Here is a 22,207-nt window from a genome sequence, read left to right as displayed (position 1 = left end):
TGTCGTTGTCTATGGGGCGTCAGGTCAGGCTTTGTGGGGAAAGTCAGGCTATGTGGGGCACCCGGCAAGATTAGACTTAAGATATTGATTTATATAGATATTATATAGACGTTCCGCTTCTAAGGGTTAGGGTTTATGGGGGCGGAATTCCGCGCGGCGAGTAACGCGTCCAGTTCCCCACAGACCCTAACCTTCAGCGCATCGAATTTGAGTTGCGGGTCAGCTAAAGTGGGTAGGCCGTGCCAGCTAGATGTGGATCTCCGCATGTCAAGCGCAGGTTAGGGAGGCCAATCACGGGCAGAAATCCGCGTTGAGGTCGAATAGCCGGACATCGATCAACGATAAGTCCGCGTTTGGCTTCGCTAAAAAGGGCATCTAACCAGAACTAGTCTCAAGAAATCTCCCCACAAACCATGACCTTTCGTTCGTCATAGCCCGGAAGGTCCCCACAAACCATGACCTTTCGCATCTCAGCTGATGGTATTTATTCCGCGAACGTGATGCCTCACCGCTATCGAATGTGATTGTTCGCTAACCGTGGGCAAAGAGCAGGGTCGACGCTCATCATGCAACCGCATCTGCGCGAAAACTTGACGCAAACACTAGTTTTTCTGAACAAGCTCCGGCAAGATTCAACATCAATTGCTGATTTATGCTTTGCGTGTTGAAACCACCATACGACGCTCATATCGTTGGGCATTACTTGATTCGGGAAGCTCTGATGAATACAACAGTGCGTGCGCGTTCTGAAAAACCAAAGATGTCAATCCAGCTGAAGCATGCTCCGAAACCGATGCCTCTATCGGCGATAAAAGCTATAGCAGACAACGCGAGCGGCATGCTCGTGGATGTTCGCGAAAGCATGCTTGCTCCTCACCCGCGCAAAAACTCACCTGTTTTCACAACCGCGCAAGTTGGAGACCTTTGTCGAATTGACAGGCAGCGAATGAATTATTTAACGCGGTCTGACTCGGAATTGCCCCAAGGGACGTTGCGGCACAGCCGAAGCCGGGAGTTCACACTCGAGGAGGCGCGGGTTTGGATTGATCAAATTGCGCCGTTCGCGAAGCGTCCTGCCGGCGTGAAGGGAAAGAAAATCGCGATCGGAAATTTTAAAGGTGGCGTAAGCAAAACGACTACAGCCATGACGCTTGCGCAGGGGTTGTCGCTGTTCGGCCGTCGGGTGTTGCTCGTTGACCTTGATCCGCAAGCCTCCTTGTCGGCGCTCAACGGGATACTCGCCGATAGCGAAGTTTCTGATGAGCAAACTGTTCTTCCATTGATTTATGGAGACGTGGACGATTTGCAATATGCGGTCCAACCAACGTACTGGGACGGCGTGGATCTCATTCCCGCAAGCGCTGCATTGTTCGGCGCAGAATTTTTCCTGCCATTCAAGCAATCGAAGGACCAATCTTTCCAATTTTGGAATGTGTTGAATCGGGGGCTTGAACCGCTATTAGACGACTACGACGTCGTAATTATCGACACTCCGCCTGCACTCTCATATTTAACAATCAACGCCTTTATGGCTGCGGACGGGCTCATTGTGCCCACGCCACCCAGCGCACTCGACTATGCATCATCTACTCAGTTCTGGAGCCTCTTTTCGGATCTTTCGGAAAGCATGACACAGGTGGCGCCTGAACTCGTTAAAAGCTTCGATTTTATTCACGTTCTGCTTGCAAAGGTCGATCAGAGTCAAGCGGCTACGCCGATCGTGCGAGATTGGATCAACAAGACTTATGAAGGCTTGGTGCTTCCGGTTGAGATTCCGACGACTGCGGTTACACAAACCGCCGCGGCAGAGTTCGGGACTGTCTATGACATTTCGAGGTACCAAGGCAGTCTGAAGACGTATCAGCGGGCGCGAGAGGCCTATGATCGGTTTGCCGAGATTATCGATCAGCAACTTGTTGCGTTATGGCACGCGGGTCAGGAGGCCGAATGAGCATTAAAGACCGATTAGCGGCCAAAGCCGCTTCTATAGGAACGTCTCCACGAAATCAGAAGGCCGGTGACGATCCCTCTGGTCGGCCTAAAACGGCGCCTGGGCAATTGATGGCTTCCTTTCCGCTCCTTGCGGAAAAGGAGCGTGAACTACAGTCAGCTTTAAAACGAATTGAGGAGCTTGAAACCACTGAAGTCGGCTCGTCTCATGAAATCTCCATTGAGACGCTCATCGAGGTGCCAGGCCGCCGACGAGTTCTTTCTGAGGAAGAGTATAGGGAGCTTCGTGCAAACCTCGAGAGCAATCCACTTGTGCATCCTATTGTTTATCGGCCGTTGGCCGATGGTCGTAACGAGATCATTTCTGGGAATAACCGTGTAGCAATTTACCGCGATGATCTCAATCGGGCCACTATTCTTGGTGTACCGTTCAACGGAACCGATGCGGAGGTGGAATTAGGTGCGGCATTCTCGAATTTGCTCGCACCCGCACTTCCAGACTTTGAAAAATACCGACAGTTCAAGAGAATTCAGCAAAACCTTGGCCTCTCTCAGGCGGATATCACCCGTATGTCGGGGCTGGCGCAGAGCCACGTGGCGCGAATTCTGTCATTTGAGAATCTGCCGGACGCGGCGAAACAAGTGATTGCGACCAGGCCTCACAAGCTCGGTGGCACCGCTGCCGCAAAATTTGCTTCGTTGGCACAGCAGGGGCGGATCGAAGAGGTGACGAAGGCGATCAGCGCTTTGATTAATTCCGCTGCCCTGACGCAGGAGAAAGCTTTGGCCTTGGCATCCCCGCCTCGTCCGAAGGCCGCAACGCCGACCGTTGTGACGATTAATGCTGGTAAGCGAAAGTTCTGTGAAGTGTCGGTGAGGAGCGCTGTAGTCGGATTGCGATTCTCTGGAAAGGACGGAGAAGCGATGGCGGATGAATGGGCGCACCGAATCGCGGACTTCATTCGGTCGGAAATCGAGAAGATGTAGCGCGCTGAAACGTGCAAGCATCCAAATTGGAAAGTCATTTAAATCAATGGCCTAGCTTTCATGGCTTCGTTCACTGATGGTCGATCCAATTTGGATGTCCAATAAAATCAATAAGTTGACTATTCCAAGACACAAAAGCTGCTCCGGTGTGATAGCTTGAGCTGTGAAGTCTCCGATGCGTAAACCCACTGAACAGGGCAGACACGCTATCGGACAGACCATAGATACGCCCAGTTGACTGCCTTGGGGTTAAGCGTCAAACGCAGTCACGATAGCGGGATCGCGATTGTGCGGTCGAGTTCGGAGCGGAGGGCGACAGCTAACTTCCCGAAAACCCCAATTGCCATTCGTCAGCTGTGCTCGCCCCGGTCGCCGGGGCAGAGGCGGTCGTGGTTCGTGCGCCATTCGACGCTGCCCCTCTTGAAGAGTAGATCTGAATCTTTCGTATGCGAAAGTGCGTGCGGGCGCCTTGGATCTCGTCGGTAAGCACGTCTTCGGCCGCAGTACGTGTGCTTTTGCGGCAAAACGCATCCGGCAACGCCACATGAAGCAGGATCCGCTCTGCACCCTCTGGCCCTAACATGCCCGCCAGCAAATCCATCATCGCCTACGAATAGTTTCTAGAAGCGCTGCCTAGAGCGACCAAGAGGCGGCAACAGCTTCCCCCTCGTTGCTCTTAAAAACGCACGGTGCGAGTGGCGGGGCGGGATTGCCGTGACATTGCGCTCTTGGTTTCGCTACCTGTATGGACCGGCGACATAGGTAACAGGTGTGCGGAGACATGGGTAACACTTTGGGCGAGTAAATCGCCTGGAGCCGGTCATGCCCTGGAATCCGAGAGACACCATGAATCTGCGCCTGGAATTCGTTCATCTGGCCTCGCAGGAAGGCGCCAACCGTCGTGACCTGTGCCGGCGTTTCGGCATCAGCCCGAAGACCGGCTATAAGTGGCTCGATAGCCACGCGCAGGGCGGCGACACCGCGCTGATGGATCATTCGCGACGGCCCCGGCAGAGTCCGGCACGCACCCCACCGTCGGTCGAACAGCGGGTGGTGGAACTGCGGCAGGCACATCCGGCCTGGGGTGGCCGCAAAATCAGCCGGCGTCTGTGCGATCGGGGTCACACGGACGTGCCCGCCCCCAGCACCGTGACGGATATCCTGCATCGCCACGCGCTGATCGACCCGGGCGCGTCCTATGCCGCCACGGCCTGGCAACGCTTCGAGCATGCGCAGCCCAACGATCTCTGGCAGATGGGTTTCAAGGGCTGGTTCGACCTGCAGGACGGACGGCACTGTTCGCCGCTGACCATGCTGGACGATCATTCGCGCTACAACGTGACACTCGATGCCTGTATCAGCACCGACACCGGCATCGTGCAGCAGCATCTGGAGCGCACGTTCCGCCGCTATGGCCTGCCGCTGCGCATCAACGCGGACAACGGGTCGCCTTGGGGCAGCCCCAGCCAGCCGGGCCAGTTGACGGAGCTTGCCATCTGGCTCATCCGGCTGGGCGTGCGACTTTCCCACAGCAGGGTGGCGCATCCGCAGACCAACGGCAAGGAGGAGCGGTTTCACCGCATGAAGGCCGAGGTAATCGCCGGGCGCCGTTTCAGGGATCTGCCCAGTGCCCAGCAGGCGTTTGATGACTGGCGCTCGGTCTATAACATCAGCGCCCATATCAGGCGCTGGACATGGCAACCCCGGTCACGCGCTATCGGCCGGGTCCGCGCGCCTACCCCGAGATCCTGCCGCCGATTGAGTACGGCGAAAACGACCACGTGCAGTGTGTGAAATGGAACGGTGAACTACGCTTCAGGAAGCGGCGATTCAAGGTATCGAGCGCACTGCATAACCTGCCCGTGGCCATCCGGGAGCGCGTCGGTGAAGAGAACTGCTACGACCTGTTTTTTGCCCATCACCGTTTTGGAACAATTAATCTGAACCAGCCTGAATGAGCGGATCATGTGTTACCCATGTCTCCGCACACCTGTTACCTATGTCGCCGGTCCATACAGTGTCGTCGAACGATAGCTCGGGCGGGGGCGCTTTCCCTCCTTCACGCACATGAAGGAACGACTCAGAGCGAGGCGAGGAGTCTAGCCTAGCAAGCGAAAAATTTGATAAGAACAGTCATTGTGAAACATTGTTCTCGCGCTTCCGAAATGCCGGGAAGCTAGTGCTGGCCGGGTTCAGCAGAGAGTTGCGACTACTTGTGCAGGAATTGTTTCACGATGAGAGGGGTTGATGAACACGCAACCGACTCTTGTGAAGGAAGATTGCAGGCATGCGACACTAAGTCGGACGGAATGTATCAAACAATACGTATTTTGTAATAGGACGAGGGACAGAAGTTTCCGGCTCCGAATGCACGGCCGAATTAACGGCTGAAGCACAATCTGGCTCATCGACCCACAGCATCAGGACGATGCGCGGGCGTCGCGCGAGCACAAGGATGACAATGCTGGAGCAGGTCGGGGCCACAAATTGGACCCATCGTCGCTCTTGGGTGCGCGCAACTAACGGTCAGAGCGATGAGGCTTAGTACACGACTTCGTCGCAGACTGGCATGCAACAGAAGCGCACTGGACGAGGGCGGAGACTTGGGGCGGAGCGCAGCCGGTCAGCCCACATGCCCTACAAATTCAGTGCAGCAGCTTGACGCAGCTTCGGGTTCGCCAGCGCTCTGCGCCCGGACATTGCCCGGATGCGGGTATTGCCTTCGGGAAACGTCCCGAGTAATCGGGCGTCGCGCACCGGGCTCAAGCGATAACCGTGCTTCGACAGCCGCGATCGCGATGACGCATGCGGGGAGGCAGCCTCAGCACGAGGCTGAATGGAAAGCGTTGTCGACCGACAAGTATGAGCAGTCCAGTTGCGACGATATCTAGCAAGGTGAACATTCGGGAGACGCCCGATTCCGCACACCGTACCGTCGATCGCTACAGGGCCGACAAGCTTCGTGATGGGGAGGGCGCCTCTCTTACCCACGCTTACCGAATGCTTCGGCAATCTGTCGTGCCCGTTTTGCCTCGTCGCTATGCAGATAGATCGATGTCGTGGACACCGAAAGCGGCGTGATAATGCTCCTGGCGTTGTATCGAGGAATGCTGTGCGGAAGACGTTCATAGAGATGTCGCAGCAGTCGGTGCAGTTGAGTGAGACCGAGCGTGCTTCGCAGCGACATAACGCCGTTGAATGGATCGTCGTCCGGGAATCTCAGGCGCAGAACATTGCCTGTCCGTGCCTCGACGCAGTCTGATTTCCAGAGGATCGCGAAAAGAGAATCACTGCGCAGGAGCCAATCGTTTCTAACAGCCGGCTCGGCGGCGTATCGGGCTGCCGTTCTTAAAATGTCAAAATAAGAAGCGCGTACGTCGATCACATCGCCGTTACGCTGTTGCGAGCACACGTCCGGTTGCATGGCAGGACTGGCTAGAGCCGCGACGATGAGCAGCGTGGGCCCATACTGTTGACTTGAGGCAGCAATCCGGCGCATTTTTGATTTCGCTTTCCCTGAGGACAATATCGCCGGCGCGGACGAACGAGTCCTTTGGTAAATCCAGGTTGTCAGGCAAGCTTGCCTTGTGCTCTGCAGGCTCGCACGTCTGCGACAACTGGCTGGCGTCGCTCAACAGGCGCCAGCGTCGAGCGCGTTGGTCATGTAAAAGCGTGTAAAGCTCCAGGGCGTATCTTCCAAATAGGCAAGCCGATCGTGCCCGCTCAAGCGTGTCGCGACATCCCTGACATTGCCCATTCCATCGAACGCGAATTCGTCGACCGTAAGACGCTCGACACTTCGCGTCTTGCCTACGAACTGCAAGGCGATGCGCGAGCAGTTCCTCCTGCCCGTTAGGAAACGTGGTTCGCTTAAGCTTCTGGCGATCCAGTGGGTCATGCACATCTCGCGATCTTAGGCTGGAAAGACGTCGTCCCAGACCCCAGCATAACCTTGACCGACATCGACCGCTCGTCCATCACCCGACGATCTTTGAAATAAACGTCGAAATCTGTTGGCGCATCACAGCCTGCGACAAACAGAGAGAGTGCCACGGCAACTACGAACCGATGACCCGAACGGAACGTCGACCATGATCCCCTGAAGCAGCGACGAACACCTCGGCCGAGCAGCCAGGATGTTTCCAGGTAATCCGGACTTCCGGCTTGACGCTATCCAGTAGGACGAACGAACACCGGGTCGCTGATCGGGAACTGGAGCTGGATATCGGGCAGTGATCATTGCACGTCCACGGATTGCATGCTGGCTTGTGGCAACGTTGCTGGCACGAGGCGAGACGCCGGTTGGCAACAAGGCAGGGGAGGATGCGCTGCCAGTCGCCGTCCACGCACGCGCTGCGGCGAGCTCAGCATATTTGACCAACCGGAATTCTAAGGTAGCAACGTCGACCTCAGGGCGCGACGGGTCTAGATGCGATCGACAAAGCGATTCGCTTGATACAACCGACCTATTCAGATCAACGCGGCACATCTGGAAACCGGCGAAGCGACGGTTTTCCGTGATCAGCACTTGCGCGCCACAGTTATTACCTTCTTCTTTGGTTCACGGCAATTAATGCACGACGGTGGAACATGACGCGGCGCGCGAGCTTAGGGCTTAAGGCTTCGAATAGGTGTGCGCAGCCTGGACGTCCAAGCGCTCTCGGCCTGGTTGCCAGAAAGGTGTCCGCCATCGGGGCGCACCTAAAAGTCGGGTAGCAGATGTATTACTTCCGACGCAAGCCTGTAATCTGATGCACGATTTCTCAAAGGAGCATATGCACTATGGATCGGTCCCACTGGCAATCGATAGCTAACCATGCTGCGTCGAGAACAGGTTTTACAAGGTCCAGTCCGCTCGATAGACCTTCGCCGCTGTTGAACCGCTTTCTGTTCGCTGCCTGTGCTTCGACTATCGCCTGATCCTGGGCCAGGACCCGTTGCAGGAACGGCCATACGAAAAGCCGTAGGGCCCACCCCGGCGCCCATCGGTTTTCAACGTGCAGCGTCCCATAGACGTGCAGTTGGGACGCGTCGCTCGGACTAAAATGAAGCGTGAAATAGAGAGCGCTTCCGTTCCGATACCGGTACTCCAGTTGTGCCGTGCCTGCCGCGCCCGAACAGAACCAGGCACGTTCGACTTCCCTTGGCGATTCGAACAGTCTGTACATCCAGCCGCTTTGGGCCGATTGCCCGCGATAGTCCACTCGCACAGAGCCTTGCGATTTCGATACATCTGCCGCGACGACCGTGCGCTGCTGGCTCCTGCGGACTAATCCGGCGTGCACGAAATGCGTGTGCTGACCATCCAGAAAATTCTCGAGCGCGTCGACGGCGCGCGCGCCACGTCGACTGCCACACGAAGCGTCGCTTCGACGGCTGCAGGCGGCGGACGAAAGCGGGCAGCGTCCCCGCCTGTTCAGGGGTGCGACCGTCGAGCTTCACCCATACCAGACCACCCTGCTCCATGACGCTCACCGCACGCACCTGCGCAACCGGCGCGCATGTGGAGGGCATGAGACCTGGTACCGAGACGCAGCGGCCGTCGGCACGAAACGTCCACCCGTGATACGCACATTGCAGGCCTTCGTCGGTCATCTTTCCGAGCGAGAGCGGTACGTGGCGGTGAGGGCAGCAATCGTCGAGCGCCATCAAGGCGCCCTGACGATCGCGTGCGACAACGAGCGGACGATTCAGGAGGGTAACGGCGAACGGCCTGTTTCCGATTTGCCGTGACTGGGCAACGACGAACCAACTGCGCGATAGCGCCGGATTCCAGGAAGTCATAACTGAAAGCGTCGCATGATCGGTACCCCGATATGGTGGGTCAGGAATCGAAGGTGGCGTAGCGCACGCTGTAACGCTTGCGGCAGATGCCCGGACAGCACCGCGCTATATTCGATCGCGGGTTCCCCGCCTCGAAGCCGTTTGAAATGTGCCGCGCCCGCGCTCAGGTTAAGCATGCCCGTACGTTCGCGCGTCGCCGACAGCACATGCGCCATCAGCAGCCGGTACAGGCCTTCCGAGGCAGGCGCTGATGTGTCATATCCGACGAAAGGTGCACTTACTAACCGGCCTTGCGCGAAGAGGCCGATGACGGCGCGTAGTCTTCCAGTGTCATCCCTGAATCCCGTGAGGTCCAGCAGACCGCTATGTTGCCAGGCCTTCACGAAGGCCGCCGTGTATTGTGGATTCAGCCGCGAGTACTTGTCCAGATAAAGCAGGCCGTATAGCCGCTCACTCTCCGCGAAATCCAGATCAGTGAACGTGTGGCCTGCGACGCGATGCAGCGGGGTCGTGTCCAGCAGCTTCAGATCGCGCCGCAGGTTTTGATGATTCGCGGCACATCGGTCGATGTCATGGAACAGATAAACCTGACGTGTGGGGATCAGTTCGAATCCGGCGTGTTCAAGCGCGTGAAGCCAATCTGCGTGCTGCACGTAATTGAGTGAGCGAAACCAGATCGCGTGATGCGGCCAGCGCGACTTCAGTGCTTCCCGCATCGCTGAAAAATCCAGGTCCTCCGCCGAAGGATAGAGGTTCGTACTAAGCAGCCAGTTGTTCACCGATACCGCGTGATCCAATCCGACATCGCGCAGCCGGCGATCGACGGCGCGGATGAACCCGCAGAGCGGCCATGCGAGCGGGCGCGGAATCAGGCGGCGTGTTTCGTCAACAGCATATCGGCTATAGGTCGTCAACGGTGAACACACCCAGGCGTTCTCGCTGCCAGTGTTGTTGATCGTCGCGGGAAACGGCAGGCCACCGAATGAAACCGACTGGACGCACGCGTCAATGTTGCGAACATAGTGTTGCGTGTGAACGTCCGTGTGAAGCGCCGAAAACGCGTTCGACAGTTCGATGAACCGCTGTTGTGGCGCGTAAAGGGTTTCGCTCATGGCTCTGGCAGCGGTTCGCCGTCCCATTCAATGTCACGCGTGGCCGCTTCGCGCATATTGCAACGCTGCGCAAGTGCGAGCCGCGCATACGAGATCAAGTCGCTCATCGCGCCTGCGACAGGGCGTCGATCGCCGGGCGTGCCAAGTACATCGCCGGCCCGGCGATAGTCGCGTATCCAGCGACGCAGGTTGCGATTGCGAAACGCGTCGATTAACCCCGCGCTCAACATGACGGCACCAATCATGTGAGGCTTCGCAGCCTCAGGTTCGATACATTCATCGAGCGTGCCAGCAAGCGAGGCGGGAAGCGGCGCGTCGAGCGCGAAGAGATGGCAGCCGCTCGTCGCACGCGGATTGCACTCCAGCACACTCATATTTCCGTCAGCATGCTGGATCCAGTCGAAGGACACCTGTCCGGTGAAGTTGAGCTTGCGCACGAAGGTTGCAACGAACGCGCGAATTGCACCAATACGCGCCGGCTCGAAATAGAAGCTCGAGCTGCGATGCATTCGCCACGTGGGCCGGTAGAGACTGTGTGCGAGCAGCCGTCCCTGATCGGCGACGCTGTACGAGCAGTATTCGATGCCGCTGACATAACGCTGCGCGACCCAGTTGCCGAGTGCGGGAAGGGGAGGGGCGACGTCTGGTATGCCATTTCTGTAGAGCCGCACGTGCACGCCGAATCGCGAGAATTCCGGCTTGAGCACGACGGGAGCGGCTCCAGCCCACTCGCGAGCCTCCTCAATTGAGCCGACGCGCGCCGATTCCGGAACGTTCACACCGCAGCCCTGCGCCAGTGCAAGGAAATGCCACTTACTGTGCACGGCGCGCAGAGTATCAAAATCATCGGCCAGAACGCGGATCTGCCGCGGCAGGCGCTGACGGTATCGCGACAGGAAGAACACCTCTTCGCACGTCGGCAGGATCATGTCAAAGCGATGCCTGTCGCAGGCGTTTGCAATATCGGCAGCGAACTGCGCGGGTGCGTGGCGTGGCGACGAGATTCGCAACGATGCGTCAACCGCTCGCGACGCGCCGCTCATCAGGCAGGGAATGCTGTCTGCCACTGTGACCTGCCAGCCCTGATGAGCGAATCGCCGTGCATGATCAAGCGCCACGGGAGCGCGTGCGCCGAGGATGAGCACCTTACGTTTCATGGATTCCCGCAATCGAATTGAGGGATTCGATATCAACGGATGGTTTTGTGGCACAGACGATTCGCCGGCGCTTCACTGCCGGCGATCTGATTTCGTGCACCGCACGCCGCCATGGAAGACTGAGCATGCCTTGCGACGCGATCATGTTGTTGAGCGCATGCTGGGCCGACGCGAACGCAGTGTCCGGGCCTTGAACAGCGAGCGACAACGTACCGCCATGCTGGACAAGGGAGTAGTCTTCGACTGACGGGCCGCAACGTGCGATAGCGCGCCGGACGGAGTCAGGAAAGAGGGGAAGCAGCGAGCCGGTCTTGCGGGACGGAAGCCAGAGCACATCGTCGCACCTGCCTTCGATGGCATCGAGCGCGATCGTGACGCGTCCGCACTGACACGGCGTTGCGCGTACACGCAGAATATCGTCCAGACGATAGCGAACAAACAGCTGCGTGTGGCGGGTGAAGTCGGTGATTACCGGGACGAACCGGGTGCGGGCAGCATCGAGCCATTCGGGCTCGACGTGCACAAACTCTTCATTCAGATGCAGCGTCCCATGGGAGCACGTGTAGCCGAGAAAGCCTTCTGTGCATTGATACAGCTGATGCACGGGCGTCTGCCAGGCTTCGCGAATCAGCGTTTCATCGTCAGGTTCGAGAACTTCCGCTACCGAGATTACCTTGCGCGGCGACAGGCGTAGACGGCCCTGGCGTGCCTGACCGGCGAGCCACCCTAGTACGCTCGCAGGGGCGACGAGTACTTCCGGTTTGAAGCCTGTCAACGAATCGATATGCGCATGTGCGCCGGCCTGAAGGTCAAAGAAACGAAAATCGATGCGACGGCTATGCAACGTCCTGTACAACGAACTGTTTGCCCGCAGAAAAAACGCCACGCGCAATGGTTTCGCCCGCGTGACGAGCAGTGTGAGCAGGTCGCGATCGAGCGTGCGCGCCAGTATGACGCCTGCCCACGTTGCGCGCTCGGCGGCGCTCGCGAGAAAGACGCTTGGGCGGCCGCTCGTACCGCTTGATAGTCCTGCCGTGAGATTCGGATCGAAGTGCGAGGGTAGTGCGCGCGATTCCTCTGAAGCGCGTGCTGCGGCCAATGCCGTCTCGAATGTGATGCCATGCGTGTTGAAAGCGGCAAAGCGTTGTACCGTGAAAGCCTTATCAACAACGGGCAGTTCATCAAGCTCGCAGCATGACCGGTCGCGATAGAAGCTCACAGGCTTCAGTCGCGCGCGAATAAAAGCGTTGAGCCGGCGCGCCTGCCAGCGCTCGAAGCTCGCGCGGTCGTCGAAACGAAGACCGTAGCGGGTGAGCGCGAAGGCGCCCATCATCCGGGCGTAGTTAGCGAAGTTCACGGCTAAGACGCCTCCACGTGAGTTCACAGTGCGACGGGACAATGGTGAGTCCGTCGTTGCGCCCAAGCAGAACACGCAATCCCGCAAAAGTCGCCAGGTACGCGCGCTTGTCCGAAAACAGACGCGCCGCTATCCATGAGGGTGGCTTGTCCTGCCTGACGGCTTCGAGCGACCAGCATGCATCTGCGACCAGAAAAACGGTTTGGTCGCCTGATGTCTGAAACAGGATACCCAGCTGACCCGGTGTATGGCCGGGAAGCGGGATACCGATCACGCTTGCGTCGCCCAGCAGATCGAAGCCGTACCTGAACGGATGCATCGCGGGCGGCAGCGTGACGCGCCCGCAATCGTCGGCGCAGGTCAAACGGGCGTCGAACGATTCGGGCAGCAACGTTCGCAGATAACCTCGGCGCAGGCCGCCGATCCGCGAGGCGCGACGCATTGCGTCGACTTCGTCGCGCATCGCAAAGAATCTTGCGTTCGGCAATTCACCGATGCCGGCGATATGGTCGGCGTGCAGATGGGACAGAAACACGTGCCGGATGTCCTGCAGCGCGATCCCATGTCGCGCGAGCTGCACGTGAAGCGTTTCGCTTGATGTCAGCGAGACGGGCGTGACGAGCCGATACAACCGTTCCGGAAACGGCTGCGTCGCCGCGAAGAACGCGTCATCGTAGCCCGTGTCGAACAGCATCGGACCGAAATGCGGATGGAGCAGCAGACCTGCAAGCGCAGGGAAGGGGACGCTGCCCAGGCGCCCGCCGCGCTGCGTGACGCATTCGGGATGTGAGCAATGGCCAATCCTGAGCAGGTGAAAGCCGAGCTTCGTCGTCATGAGCGAACCTGCTCGAACTGTCTGGCCCACGCGGCCGTTCGGCGGATGCCTTCGGCAAGCGGCACACGAGGCGTATAGCCGAGGAGTTCGCGGGCGCGTGTCAGGTCGAGCGTCTGCGACCAGGCCAGCAATCCTGCCGAATATCGCGTGACGGGCGGTTCACCGCCACCTCGAATCAAAGCGGCCCACTCCAGCAAGGTGGCAACGGCATCAACGACGGGATAAGGGATCCGCCGAACGCGCAACTCGATCCCGAACGCATCCGCCAGCATGGCGAAGAGCGTTCGCACGGGCATCGGCTCGCCATTGCTGATATTGACGACGGCGCGCTGCAGATTGGCAGAGAGCGCGAGTTCTACCGCGTCGACAACGTTATCGACATACGTGAGATCGATCAGCGCGTTGCCGCCGCGCATCAATGGCAGACGCGAGACGCGGGAAACTCGCAGAAGTCGCGGTAACAGCGTGGCGTCATATGGGCCGATGATCGCGCGCGGGCGAAGCGCGATGACCGAATCAAGCGGCGATTGCATCGCGCGCTGTTCGGCAACGCCCTTGGTGCGCGCATATTCGTTCACGGGCGGGGGCAGCGGTTCATCTTCGCGGATGCCGATACGGTCGCGGAAATTGAAGTAAATACTGGGCGTCGAAATATGGATGAGGCGCGGCACGTGCTGAGCGCGACAGGCATCGACGACTTCGTGCGTCGAATTGATGTTCGCTTTCTCGAATGCTTCGGGACGTCCCCAGGGCGATGAGAGCGCCGCACAGTGGACGGCGGCGTCGGCGTCTGACGCGGCTCCATGCATCGTCGCGTGGCTTTGGGCGCTCCCGTGTTCGACCTTGATGAAACGCGTTTCGCAACCGGTGCGTATCGCGCCTGAGATGACGGTGTCGGCGTGCTGAAGGTTGCGTCCGGTGAAGACGACGTCATGGCCTGAAGCATTCAGGCGCCATACAACATGTCGCCCGAGAAAACCGGTGCCTCCTGTTACGAGTATCCGCATGTCAGTACACCAGCACCATGCCGCCGAGCGTCAGTCCAGCGCCTGAGCCTAGCAGCATCAGCGGCTCGTCGCGCTGCATCCCGTTGCTTTCGACCGCGTGATGCAACGCCGTTGGAAGCGATGCGCCAACCTGATTGCCGGACTCCGCGAAGATATCGACTATACGGCCCGGCTCGATCTGCAAACGCTTCGCGAGATGATCGAGCGCGAGACGGCTCGCCTGATGCGGGATTACAAGGCGTATCTGGTCTAGCGTGAGCGCGGCGCTCTCAAGCAGTTGCGCAACGAGACGCGGCAGCTCTCTGGATACGGTGCGAAACAGACGTGGTCCGTTCATATGGAAGAACGTGAGCGGATCGAATTCCACTCCGGGACGACGCGGATGATAGCGGGAGCCCCCCGCCTTGATATGGCAGTCGTTTGCTCCACTTGCGTGCGTTTCAATTCGCGAAGCGAGAATGCATGACCGTTCGTCCGGCGCGCTTTGCCGGATGATCGCGGCTGCCGCGCCATCGCCGAAGATGGCGGATTCGCCAAGCGTTGCCCAGTCGAGTGAGAACGTGGCGATGTCGGACGAGACGATCATCACGTTGCGATAGCGGCCACATTCCACAAGGTAGCTGATTGTGTCGAGGCCGACGAGAAACGACAGACAACTGGCGCCGATATCGAACGCGCTGATAAGGCCTCCATCGACTCCGGCTGCCGCGAGAATCAGTGCGGCGTTGTAAGGAAGCGCCTGATCCATCGTCGCCGACGAGGCCACGAGGCAGTCAATGTCGCCCCAGGCGAGGCCGGCGCGCTCGAGTGCTTTTCCGCATGCTTCGGCGGCAAGCGTGGCTGCGTTTTCATGTCTGGCGTAGTGCCGTCGGCGCACGCCGTAGCGCTTGAATACAGTGCCGGTGGGCAAGCCGAAACGCTTGTCGATTTCTTCGCTGGTCAGGATGTTGGCAGGCGCCGCAGTGCCCGTGCCGCAGATGCGGATACGGCGTGTCAGGTTGCCGTTCATAGCACCTCCTCCGCGTAACGGGCCGTCGTATCGAGTGCATTGATCAGCAGCGATTTGTTTGCCGTCAGATAGACGTCGCGGCCTTCCTTTTTTGCAGCGAGAAGCCCCGCGCCCTGCAGTACGCGAATGTGATGGATCGTGGCTGTCCGGCTCAGTGGCAACCAGTCGACGATCTGCTTGATCGTCAGGCGTTCGCCCGGCTCAAAGAACAGCATGATCCGCTGCCGGTAGCTGTCTCCCATCGCGGAGAAAACCGAAGCGAAACGGTCCCACTCGGCGGGAATGCGATTGGCAAATTGTGTACGCATGGCTATAAAGCTAGTTATTTAGTCAAATTTTGTCAAGCTCAATGGATGGTGATTGCCAGCGAATGGGCTGCAAGCTCTGCTGATCCGGCCAGGTAAGGCGAATGACCTTCTTTCGGGCGACCAACGAGACATTCGCGTGAGAAAACGTGCCTGACGTGGAGGCGGTTTGAGCCGGTCACGGTCCGCCGCGAGGGTGGATGACCGGTTCAGACAGGAAGGGGCAGGCGGTGTCACCTTCCATTGTGTAGACAATCGACCGGCAATACGGGTCGCCGGGACCATCATGCCAACATGTCGCAGTGTTCGGCGGCACGGCGATTGTTGAAGCCGGTGCAGCGGGTCCGACGCGCTCGCGTCGCCCGGTTTCTGCACAATAAAAGTACGCTGCAAAAGCCGGAGACGTAGTACGGACTGTGGGCTCAGAATGAAAATTTGCGAGAGAAAACGTGGTTACGTTCTGCAGAAACAGGGATGAATCTTCGACCGCTGCGATAACGCTATCTGACCGTGAATCCTTTACGATAACTTCCCCTGCAGCGTGGCGCACGTCGCCACCGGTTCGGCGTTGATAAGCTTTTGGCCGGGCACCTGAATGTCGCGATTCAGTAGCGGTCGGCCCATCGACTCGTATGTCCGCCGTCCCGTTACCACCGAATGCCGTCCGGTCGGTTGGCGAGGCCTCTGTTGCTCTCCTGACGCCCGCCACGGATCGTCGTTGGCCCCGCCGATCGCCTGGTTTCTGACCATCGCAGTTCCTGGCTGCGAGGTCTGGCGAGCGTTTTGTGGCCGCCATGATCGTAATCCATGAATGAGCGGCAGCGGGAGACTGTGACGTCATCGCCTCAAAAGTGGTCGCTCGCGCCGCGGCTCCAATGTGCCGCATGATTCGTAAAGTCATAGCAAAATTTTGGACGATCTTGCTTTCATATACGCTCAAGTTCCTACGGCGGGTGCCGTAAAACATTGTGCGATGTTGTCCGGGATGGTCGCCGGGCACAAATTAGCGCGCCTATCTGCGTACCCGAAAGTACTCGCCCGTACGTCATCCGGTCACCCTGCATGACTGTCGGTGCGCAAATGTTTGAACGCGTCGGCGGGGATTCGAGCGCCCTATGTTTAAAAAGACCGCCGGGATCAGCCTATGAAACGGATTCTTATTGCAGCACTTCTTTGCATGGGATTGTTCGGGTGTGCCAGTTCTGGACGATTGGGAGCATTGCCTGCCATCACCGGAGGCCAACCGTCGTCCGAGCTTGTGTTAGTTCGACCGAGCAATTTCATTGGCGCCGCAAATAGTTACTATGTTGCGCTCGACGGCAAGGACGTATTCTCGATCCGCTCAGGCGACTATACAAAATTCCGCGTGCCGTCCGGCGAGCACACAGTGATGGTCAAGTGCTTTGGCGGATGGACGCCAACGTGGAAAGAAGACGGCAAGCACTTTGTCGCGGCGACCGATCAGGCAAGTTTTTTCGAAATTAGTCCCAGCTTTACTTGTGCAAAAATCACTCAGATCAACGCCGGACAGGCTTCGAAGCTGCTTGCGGCAAACAGATTTGTGAGTACGGGTATCGTGTCAAATAGGGACATCATCAAGCCGGCAGTTGGTAGCGAAGACAGGTCACAAGAACAGCTACCGTCTTCAAGTGACTTCCCATCGGCACCCGCCGCTAACTTGCCTGAGTATCGTCTGACGGGAGCCGCCGGTGGCAGGATTCTGATCGCGTCTCATGCTGAATGGGATCGTTTGTGCCGAGCGCTCGCCGTGCCTTCGGTGACCGTCGTACAACCGCCAAAACATGGACACATAGAGGTCACGGAGACAGACTTTATTATCAATTCCTCAAGGACCCGCTCGCACTGCCTTGGCCACGCAACGCATGGTCAATCGGTCACTTACATACCTGACAGCGGATTCACGGGAGTCGACCAGATGTCATACAGGGTTACTTCGCCGTTCGCAGACGCAGTGCATACCGCGGAAGTCTCCGTGCGGTGACTGGAAGCGACGACCCTGGAATTGCCCCAGCGCTTCTCAACGGTCGTTTCTGACAGCACCATGCGTCTGTTAAGGGGCGACAGGGAAGATCGTGTCTTGCTCGAGCAGGCAGCCGACGGGTGCCCGTCGTATCTCTGGGTTCGGCCAACAAGGGGCATTGACAGCACGCAAGCCGACGACCGCTTGCGGGCTGGAAGCTGACACACGTTCATGCCGCCAATCGCTATCAGCCAGGTGTTTGATGCTTGCCGCCATTGCCACCCGTCCGTTGCTCCGTGAGATTACCTGGTCGTTTTGTGCGACTTCGACGACGTCACGTCGTACGCGATCTCGGAGAGTCGCCTGTCACCAAGCAATTGAAGCAACGTATTTTCCGCTGAACCCAACGCCTCATTGATGTGGCGATTTACCGCCGCCTCCACCGGACAATTGTGATTGTCGTCGGCCAGGCCGATCACAAAAGGCGCGGTATGTCCAATGGCCTCGTAGACATCTCTCACCGTAAGATCGTTGAGGTCGCAGGCGAGCGCCCAGCCTCCGCCTGGACCACCAGTCGACTTTACGTACCCCGGTTCGCGTAGCGCAGCCATCGTCCGGCGGACAAAGACGGGGTTCGTATGCAGCATCAGCGCAATCGTCTCTGAGGTGGTCGCCCCTCCTCGAAGATGCATGTGAATGAGGATGTGCAGAAGTCGGGCCAGTCGGGTATCGCGTTGCATATTCGGAAGCTTGGTGATGCGCAACTTTTGATGTTACGCTATCTCGGGATTCTTGTGTGCACACATCTCTGCCAGAGCAACCATGACCGCATACCGTCAAACCTTTATTGAAGCAAACGGAATTCGCCTGCATGTCGCAGAACAGGGCGACGGCCCGTTGGTCCTACTTTGTCACGGCTTTCCTGAGACCTCGCATGCCTGGCGCCATCAACTGGCGGCACTTGCGCAGGCCGGCTTCCACGCAGTAGCACCGGATCTGCGTGGCTACGGATCAAGCGAATGTCCAACGGCAATCGGACAGTACACGACGTTAGACGTTGTCGGTGACCTGGTGGCGCTCGTTGGCATTCTTGGAGAACGCGACGCAGTTGTGGTAGGAAACGATTGGGGTGCAACCATTGCCTGGCAAGCCGCGTTGCTTCGGCCTGACCGCTTTCGCGCTGTCGTTGCGCTCGGGGTGCCAATGATGGACCGCGCGCCAATGACGCCGAGCCGGCTTTTTCCGCAGACCGACCAAACGAGGTTCTATACGCATTACTTTTCCGAACCTGGGTTGGCCGAAACCGAATTTGAGCGTGACGTTGCCACGACATTGCGCAAGATCTATTTTTCCGCATCAGGCGACGTCGGAGCCCGCGACGCAAATACGCCTAATCCATTCGGACTCGTGCCGCGGAGTGGTGGACTCCTTGACTCTCTGATTAATCCGCCTTTGTTGCCCGCGTGGCTCGCACCCACCGACCTCGACAAGTTTGTGCAAGCGTTCAGCATTTCCGGCTTTCGCGGTGGATTGAATTACTACCGCAACCTCGATCGCAACTGGGAAGTGCAATCGGCTTTGGAGGGCCTGCTCGTCGAGGTTCCCGCCCTGTACCTTGTCGGCGAGCGAGACACAGGTCTGGCAATGCCACGCATGCACGAAATTATCGGCAGCATGCCCCAGATCGTGCCCAGGCTGTCGGCTTCTCGGGTCGTTCCGCGAGCAGGGCATTGGCTGCAACAGGAGGCGCCGGATTTCGTCAACGCGGCATTGATTGAGTTTCTCCGCGATCTTTGATGTACACGGGCGCGATCTGATGGTTCAACTACGGTTAGCGGCCATTCCAGCCACAGAACCGTATGTGGGAGAAGGGTCGGTCCATGCCATTCGTATAACTGCTTCGATCAGCGGTCTGCGGGGCTCGCGTTGGTCCGGGTTCGGCCAGTTTGGGACACTTGGCGTCGCTGCCTAGATCGTCAACCATCTGTGCGTTCGAGACTACAGCAATGCAGTTGCAACCGACTACGGGGCAATTATGGGCTTACGGCGAATGATGTTGGGAGGCATAGCTGTCATTGTTGTCGGCGTCATTGGAGCCCTTCTTGTCCTGCAGGAAAATTGCAGCACGCGAGCTGACATTTTCATCGATCGGTCGCCCGCGGATGTCTGGCATGTCATCTCGAACAGCCCCGCATATTCCGACTGGAATCCCTTCATTACACGCGTTGACGGCGACTTCAGGGTGGGAAAAACAATCCGCATTGTGCTAGGGCGTGGCCCGGGATTCGATGGTGTTCAAACCGACGGCTCTGGTCGTCCGTCCGCAACATGAAATTTGTTGGCGCGGCAGCGTGTGGATTCGCGGCGTCTTCGACGGCACACATTGCATTCACCTTACTGCAGCAACTGGGGGTACCCATCTCGAACAAACGGAGTCTTTTTCGGGATTGTTTGTTGGGCGTCTGACGAAAGACATAATCGAGGAAACGCAGCGGGATTTTCAGGCAATGAATGTCGCGGTTAAGCAGCGCGTGGAAAAGAAAACGCCGTGAGCGCCCGCATATCGAGCGACACCAATTCGTTGCAATGGCCGCAGTCGCTTATCGGCCAACTCCGGCCGTTCGACAAAGTTGACTAGATCGTCAACAATCCATGAACTTGTTTGAAATCAACTTGAAGAACGAACGCGTAGACTTCAGATTCGTCAGCGCCGATATCAAATCAACCCGGAAGAGCTATGCCGAATTTCTCGTGGGAACCGCTGGATTTTCTGGAGGTTCTTAATGTGGTGCCGATCGAGGAAGAGTACGGAGTTTCGTATCGGTACGTTGTCTCCAAGACACCCGTGGTTCTGAGTCTAACAATATGGCCACTTAGCTGTGACGTGGAACTTTTGATCAATTATGAAGGAGTAGCAGAGCCGCTAGTACAGCTTAATTTGTTGGATTGTCCGGGGGCACGTGTCGTGCGAGACGATCGCGGTACGCACATTGAATTTGCAGCCGCGAACTTGTTCAACGGGCGCTACGATTGCGCGGACGCGCCACCATACGGATTCCGTTTGCAGATTCAGCCGTCCATCCAGCTTTCAACATTTTCCTATCCTGTCTAATCGCATCTGACGGCTGCGAGGATGTCTCACCCGCGCTTCTCATGGCGGCACGCGGCCCGAACGGTCAGTCGACAATAGGCTCCAGATCGTCGGCAATTTAACGCCGCATATCGCAAAAGAATCTCATGGACAGGGTACGGAAATCGCGTTTCTTTATCTCCGAATGTCCTTCAGAGCCAGTCTTCGTACTGGACGGAATCGCGTCGGAGTGGCTCTTCGCCTCGGGGTTCTGGACTCGGATCAACCGCTTGATGGGGACGATGTATGACCAGTACGAGGAGGACGAGGCGGCTCCCGCGAATCTCGATCAGATTGCAGCACAAATGTGTTGCGAGATTCGTGAGCTTGAAGCGCGCGAGGAAGAAATGATTCGTTTCAGGTGTGGGTGGTTCAGTACAGGTGAAGCTCATACCCTCGAAACCCCGAGGGCTACCCTCGTCGCGCAACTAGTTTCGCCCCAAAGTTTTCTGGAGCGGATGGCCGCGAGCGGCACCACTCTTGAGTTAAGCCTTTGAAGGCAACACCGTCATGAACATTGAGGCAATGGCCATTCGATGTGAAGATCAAAAATTGAGTTCGCCGGACGTTGATGCCGCATGCCAAGTCGCGAAAATATCAAGGCTCGAATTTTTTGACGAGCTTGCCCGCTGGCTTGCCGCCGAGTTCCTCGAAGGTCGGCGCGATTTCACGTTTTGCGATAGCGTCGCCAACAACATGATGCCGCTCGCAGAATGGAACCTCACTGATTTCGCGTGGTCGGTTTTCCATGCGTTCGACAATGGCGAGTTCTACCACCCGGAGGACTCACGAGATGTCGATCCGGTCGAAAAATACACCAGACCGATGTTGCGGCAGGCATTGGCGGAAAAGGAATAGTCTGTGCGGCTCATCGCCGAAAGACGATGAGGGCGACAGCGCGGATCAAATCCTCCACCTGCGTCAACTCCGTATCGGAAATGTCTGCTCGACAGTCTGCTCGCAATGCCCGTAGCGCTTCATGAAGTGCGCCCCAATCATCTGTCAGCCCGCTCGTTAGCGGCCATGCGCAAAGCAAGTGTCGCAATGGCCGGGCCGCACGCCGTTCGCACCACACGTCGAACAGTTCTGAGCATTCTGCGTTAATTTCTTCTGGAAGCACTGGGCGTACACTTGCAGGTGTTTATCGAGCAGGATGCCATGATGCACCATTTGAACGTCCGCTGTCGGGTGAGTCGAACGTCGCTTACGGGTCGCACCCAGCCGTTCGCGACGGCGCGACGCGGAGCGGTTCGATGCAAGACGCATCAGGCAGCAGTCGACCCTGAGCGGTCCGTCGCGAGCGCCAAAAGCAGTCATTCACTTTACGCGACGGCGCGTTGTATTTGGTTGATCAGAGCTGCGAGCTCCGGCTTGTCTCCCCACATGTCAAATTCCCGGGTCGCAATCAGCCCCATCGTAAGCGGCCCCTGCTTAGGCTCCGACGGCTCACCGGAGATTTGAGCGCGGCACCATATCAGTTGACGGTGAATACTCTGAACGTTCGGCCACATTGAAGTCAGCATAGGTTCAATGACTGACAGCGCTTCGTCAATTTTGCTTAACAGTTCGGTGTTTGTCATAACGGTCAAGAAA

At 57.8% G+C, this 22,207-nt stretch carries 19 protein-coding genes and 1 pseudogene; 8 read left to right on the top strand and 12 right to left on the bottom strand.

Translation table 11 applies throughout. The annotated features are described in order from the left end of the window. Nucleotides 1–721: 721 nt before the first annotated feature. From AAGS40_RS30615 to AAGS40_RS30605, 3 genes and pseudogenes are all read left to right on the top strand, one after another. The gene (locus AAGS40_RS30615) at nt 722–1,951 is read left to right on the top strand and encodes an AAA family ATPase (protein WP_345817749.1); all 1,230 of its coding nucleotides are present in this window, start codon (nt 722–724) and stop codon (nt 1,949–1,951) included. Then, nucleotides 1,948–2,937 (top strand): ParB N-terminal domain-containing protein, encoded by a 990-nt coding sequence (locus AAGS40_RS30610; RefSeq protein WP_345817748.1) that lies wholly within the window; start codon nt 1,948–1,950, stop codon nt 2,935–2,937. The genes AAGS40_RS30615 and AAGS40_RS30610 overlap by 4 nt, the downstream gene beginning before the upstream one ends. A gap of 822 nt (nt 2,938–3,759) precedes the next feature. Beyond that, nucleotides 3,760–4,895 (top strand): annotated as a pseudogene (locus tag AAGS40_RS30605) (IS481 family transposase). A 1,025-nt stretch (nt 4,896–5,920) separates the two neighbouring features. Here AAGS40_RS30605 and AAGS40_RS30600 read toward each other — a convergent pair. From AAGS40_RS30600 to AAGS40_RS30555, 10 genes are all read right to left on the bottom strand, one after another. Further along, nucleotides 5,921–6,436, bottom strand: a complete 516-nt coding sequence (locus AAGS40_RS30600) for a hypothetical protein (protein WP_345817747.1) — start codon at nt 6,434–6,436, stop codon at nt 5,921–5,923. Nucleotides 6,437–6,568: 132 nt separating this feature from the next. After that, entirely contained in the window at nt 6,569–6,835 is a 267-nt protein-coding gene (locus tag AAGS40_RS30595) for a hypothetical protein (protein ID WP_345817746.1), read from the bottom strand. Between the two features lie 1,882 nt (nt 6,836–8,717). Next, a complete protein-coding gene (locus AAGS40_RS30590) occupies nt 8,718–9,833 on the bottom strand; it encodes a GNAT family N-acetyltransferase (protein ID WP_345817745.1) in 1,116 nt (371 codons plus the stop codon). Further along, nucleotides 9,830–10,990, bottom strand: coding sequence for an ATP-grasp domain-containing protein (locus AAGS40_RS30585; RefSeq protein ID WP_345817744.1), 1,161 nt, complete (start codon nt 10,988–10,990; stop codon nt 9,830–9,832). Before AAGS40_RS30585 ends, AAGS40_RS30590 begins: the two co-directional genes overlap by 4 nt. Then, complete coding sequence (locus AAGS40_RS30580; protein ID WP_345817743.1) at nt 10,980–12,347, bottom strand: F390 synthetase-related protein; 1,368 nt, start codon at nt 12,345–12,347, stop codon at nt 10,980–10,982. Before AAGS40_RS30580 ends, AAGS40_RS30585 begins: the two co-directional genes overlap by 11 nt. Further along, nucleotides 12,334–13,182, bottom strand: coding sequence for an MBL fold metallo-hydrolase (locus AAGS40_RS30575; RefSeq protein WP_345817742.1), 849 nt, complete (start codon nt 13,180–13,182; stop codon nt 12,334–12,336). Before AAGS40_RS30575 ends, AAGS40_RS30580 begins: the two co-directional genes overlap by 14 nt. After that, entirely contained in the window at nt 13,179–14,189 is a 1,011-nt protein-coding gene (locus tag AAGS40_RS30570; RefSeq protein ID WP_345817741.1) for an NAD(P)-dependent oxidoreductase, read from the bottom strand. The genes AAGS40_RS30575 and AAGS40_RS30570 overlap by 4 nt, the downstream gene beginning before the upstream one ends. Nucleotide 14,190: 1 nt before the next feature. Then, on the bottom strand, nt 14,191–15,198 hold the full coding sequence (locus tag AAGS40_RS30565) for a 3-oxoacyl-[acyl-carrier-protein] synthase III C-terminal domain-containing protein (protein WP_345817740.1): 1,008 nt from the start codon (nt 15,196–15,198) through the stop codon (nt 14,191–14,193). Continuing rightward, a complete protein-coding gene (locus AAGS40_RS30560) occupies nt 15,195–15,506 on the bottom strand; it encodes an ArsR family transcriptional regulator (RefSeq protein ID WP_345817739.1) in 312 nt (103 codons plus the stop codon). Before AAGS40_RS30560 ends, AAGS40_RS30565 begins: the two co-directional genes overlap by 4 nt. A gap of 516 nt (nt 15,507–16,022) precedes the next feature. Continuing rightward, nucleotides 16,023–16,253: a dihydrofolate reductase gene (locus tag AAGS40_RS30555; protein WP_345817738.1), complete on the bottom strand. Its 231-nt coding sequence runs from the start codon at nt 16,251–16,253 to the stop codon at nt 16,023–16,025. A 394-nt stretch (nt 16,254–16,647) separates the two neighbouring features. Between AAGS40_RS30555 and AAGS40_RS30550 the strand changes: the two genes are divergently transcribed. Next, entirely contained in the window at nt 16,648–17,505 is an 858-nt protein-coding gene (locus AAGS40_RS30550; RefSeq protein WP_345817737.1) for a hypothetical protein, read from the top strand. Nucleotides 17,506–17,786: 281 nt separating this feature from the next. Here AAGS40_RS30550 and AAGS40_RS30545 read toward each other — a convergent pair whose 3' ends face one another. Then, a complete protein-coding gene (locus AAGS40_RS30545) occupies nt 17,787–18,224 on the bottom strand; it encodes an Rrf2 family transcriptional regulator (RefSeq protein WP_345817736.1) in 438 nt (145 codons plus the stop codon). An 82-nt stretch (nt 18,225–18,306) separates the two neighbouring features. Between AAGS40_RS30545 and AAGS40_RS30540 the strand changes: the two genes are divergently transcribed. Next, nucleotides 18,307–19,281 carry an alpha/beta hydrolase gene (locus AAGS40_RS30540; protein WP_345817735.1) on the top strand — a complete coding sequence of 325 codons (975 nt, stop codon included), beginning with the start codon at nt 18,307–18,309 and terminating at the stop codon, nt 19,279–19,281. 244 nt (nt 19,282–19,525) lie between these two features. On the opposite strand, the gene AAGS40_RS30535 is transcribed toward AAGS40_RS30540, so the two are convergent. Next, nucleotides 19,526–19,657 (bottom strand): hypothetical protein, encoded by a 132-nt coding sequence (locus AAGS40_RS30535; protein WP_345817734.1) that lies wholly within the window; start codon nt 19,655–19,657, stop codon nt 19,526–19,528. Nucleotides 19,658–19,772: 115 nt separating this feature from the next. On the opposite strand from AAGS40_RS30535, the gene AAGS40_RS30530 reads away from it, so the two are divergent. The 3 genes from AAGS40_RS30530 to AAGS40_RS30520 all read left to right on the top strand — a co-directional run bounded on the left by AAGS40_RS30530 (nt 19,773) and on the right by AAGS40_RS30520 (nt 21,472). Further along, nucleotides 19,773–20,036, top strand: a complete 264-nt coding sequence (locus AAGS40_RS30530; RefSeq protein ID WP_345817733.1) for a hypothetical protein — start codon at nt 19,773–19,775, stop codon at nt 20,034–20,036. Nucleotides 20,037–20,721: 685 nt separating this feature from the next. Further along, nucleotides 20,722–21,111 carry a hypothetical protein gene (locus AAGS40_RS30525; protein ID WP_345817732.1) on the top strand — a complete coding sequence of 130 codons (390 nt, stop codon included), beginning with the start codon at nt 20,722–20,724 and terminating at the stop codon, nt 21,109–21,111. A gap of 13 nt (nt 21,112–21,124) precedes the next feature. Then, nucleotides 21,125–21,472: a hypothetical protein gene (locus AAGS40_RS30520; RefSeq protein WP_183733655.1), complete on the top strand. Its 348-nt coding sequence runs from the start codon at nt 21,125–21,127 to the stop codon at nt 21,470–21,472. Nucleotides 21,473–22,207: the final 735 nt, after the last annotated feature.

Source organism: Paraburkholderia sp. PREW-6R (genome assembly GCF_039621805.1).
Lineage (GTDB): Bacteria > Pseudomonadota > Gammaproteobacteria > Burkholderiales > Burkholderiaceae > Paraburkholderia.
This window is presented reverse-complemented; position numbering and strand designations above follow the sequence as displayed.